The sequence below is a fragment of the Methylobacterium sp. WL12 genome (assembly GCF_008039475.1).
GTDB classification, from domain to species: domain Bacteria; phylum Pseudomonadota; class Alphaproteobacteria; order Rhizobiales; family Beijerinckiaceae; genus Methylobacterium; species Methylobacterium cerastii.
In genome coordinates this window covers 1-2338 of sequence record NZ_VRUW01000190.1, presented here as the reverse complement: position 1 = coordinate 2338, position 2338 = coordinate 1, and the positions used below count along the sequence as shown (strand labels likewise).

2 protein-coding genes are annotated in these 2338 nt (G+C 66.9%); both read right to left on the bottom strand.

The window, feature by feature from the left end:
- Window positions 1-2009: hypothetical protein (locus FV226_RS27345; protein ID WP_147765384.1), on the bottom strand; the 2009-nt coding region annotated here is incomplete at its 3' end.
- An 8-nt stretch (window positions 2010-2017) separates the two neighbouring features.
- Window positions 2018-2338: flagellar basal body rod C-terminal domain-containing protein (locus FV226_RS27340; protein WP_281406062.1), on the bottom strand; the 321-nt coding region annotated here is incomplete at its 5' end.

Sequence of the window (2338 nt, the reverse complement as noted above, 5' to 3'; positions counted from 1 at the left end):
GTGATCTGGTAGCTCGCCTGAAGCCGGTTCTGAACCTCGAGCAGCTTGGCGGCCACCTCCTGGATCGGCGCACTCTCGACGCCGTCGACGACGTTCTGCAACGTCAGCCGGGTCGCGGCGTTCTGCGACTTCGCGGAGTTCAACGTGCTTGCGGCCAGCCCGAAATCGGTGGCGATCGCCTCCAGGCTCGGATCGTTCGACGCCTTGCCCAAGAGATCGTAGGTCTTGCTGCTCAGAGCGGCGAGCCGGCCGGGGGTGGTGGTGGCCTTGGGGTCGGCGAGGCTGTCCACGGCGAGCGCGGCAAAGCCCGCGAGCGCCTTCTGGATCGGCACCTCGTTGGCCCGTGCGCCGAGCGCGACGTCGAGGTTGGCCCCGGCGCGGATCGAGGCGGTGGCGCGAGGGTCGGTGTTCGCGGCGTCGCCCTGGTACCAGATCACGGTGCTGGTCGAAGCTGCGTTCTGGTAGGTTGGCGGCTTGCCGGGAGTAAGGTCGATGCGCTTGGGCGCCTGGCCGGAGGCGGTCGAGGCGGAGAAGAAGTCTTCCGAAGCCCGCGTGGTCGAGCTCGCCGATAGCGGGCCAGCGGCGGCGGCGGCCAGCGCTGTGGCGAGCGCGGCCTTGAGGTTGGCTGTTGTCGTGGCAACGTCGGTGCCGATGGCGAAGGTGCCCGTCGAGCCATTGGAGTTGATCGTGCCCGCGGTCAGCATGACGCTGGTCATTTTGCCGTCGTGTAGCGCGAGCTGGATCGTGATGCTGTCGCCGGCCGTCGGTTGACCCGAGAGGCTGATATCGTAGGCAGCATAGGCGCCCTTGCCGAAGGTCGCAGTCAGGGCCGGCGCGTTGCCGCTTTGCACGCCGGTGACAGTGCCACCCTGCGCAGCCGCAAACGCATTTAACCCGTCTCTCGCCGCAGCCGCGGTGCCGTAGACGCCAAACGCGGTGGTCGAGCCTGAAGGAACGGTCGTACTCGTTGTGAGGTCGTAGAATTTCTGGGTGCCGTCGGCGAGCTTGACCGTAACACGGAATTTATCGCCGGCGACAGGTGCATTGTCGAACCCTGTCGGCTTGCCGCTCTGCACGCTCGCAACAACGCCACCTTGTGCAGCCGCGAACACTTTCAGCCCATTTTTCGCATCGTTGGCGGTACCAAAGACGCCGAACTCTGTCGTTGAGCCAACTGAAGCGCTGGTGCTCGCCGTGAGGTCGTAGGATTTCTGGCTACCGTCGGCGAGGTTGAGCGTCACGCGGAAGCTCTCGCCGGCGGCCGGCGCAGGGTCGAGGCCTATCAATTCCGCGGGATTGGCTTTCTGCGTTTCCTTGACCTTGATCGCCCCAGTGACCGTCGGCGTCGCGGCGATACCAAACCCGAAGTTCGCGCGAGTCTCGCCGGTCGCGTCGCCTTGGTCCTCGGACAGCTGGAATGTGTTTCCGGCGACGATCGGACCGAGCTGGAGGCGCCCGAGTCCGCCGGTCCCGAGGTCGGCCGCCTTCTGCTCGGCGACCAGCGTGACGAGGCCGTCCTGCGGTGGAGTCGTGGTCTTGTCGCCGTTCAGGATGACGTTCGTCGACTTCACCGGAGCCGCGTCGGTGGCGCGGCCGCCGAACAGGTATTGCCCGGCCGCGCTCTGGTTCAGCGCGTCGAGCGCGCCGTCGAGGTTGGCTTGCGCGAGCTGTGGCGTGACGGAGATGCCAGTCGCCGGCTGTGGGCTCACGGCGATGCCATTGCGCAGGCTGTTCGTCAGCGCCGCAATCTGCTGCAGGCTGGTGGAGGCGAGCGTGACCCGGGTCTGCGCGCTGGTAATGCCGGCATCGTAGCCGTCCAACGCGCTCAGGGTCCCGCGCGCCGTCAGGCTGGTGCTGCGCCCAGCGCCGAGACCGGCATAGGTCTCGGCGGTGCGTCCGGTAGCGAGCTGTGTCGATAGGGTGTCGAGTTGGCCCTTCAACGAGAGCAGCTGCGAGGTCGAGCGCGTGTTGATGTAGGCGCCGGCAGCGAAGGGGCTGATCGTGGTCATGGTGTCCCTCAGATCCGCAGGAGGGTATCGAGCATGTCGCGGGCGGCGGTGAGCACGCGGGCGTTGGCGGAATATGCCGTCTGCAGAGCGATGAGGTTCGACATCTCCTCGTCCACGTTGACGCCTGCGCTCTTGGCGAACCGACCCTGCGCAGTGGAAAGCGCCACGCTCTGCCCGGCATCGAGGTTCGCGGCGTTGGCCGCCGCCGCCCCTTGCGCGGCGATGATGTCCTGCGTGAAGCCAACCACGCTGGTTGTGTAGGGCGCCGCGACGCCGCCGATCCCACTCGACGACGAGAAGGTCTGCTGCGCGGTCGTCAGCGCATCGTA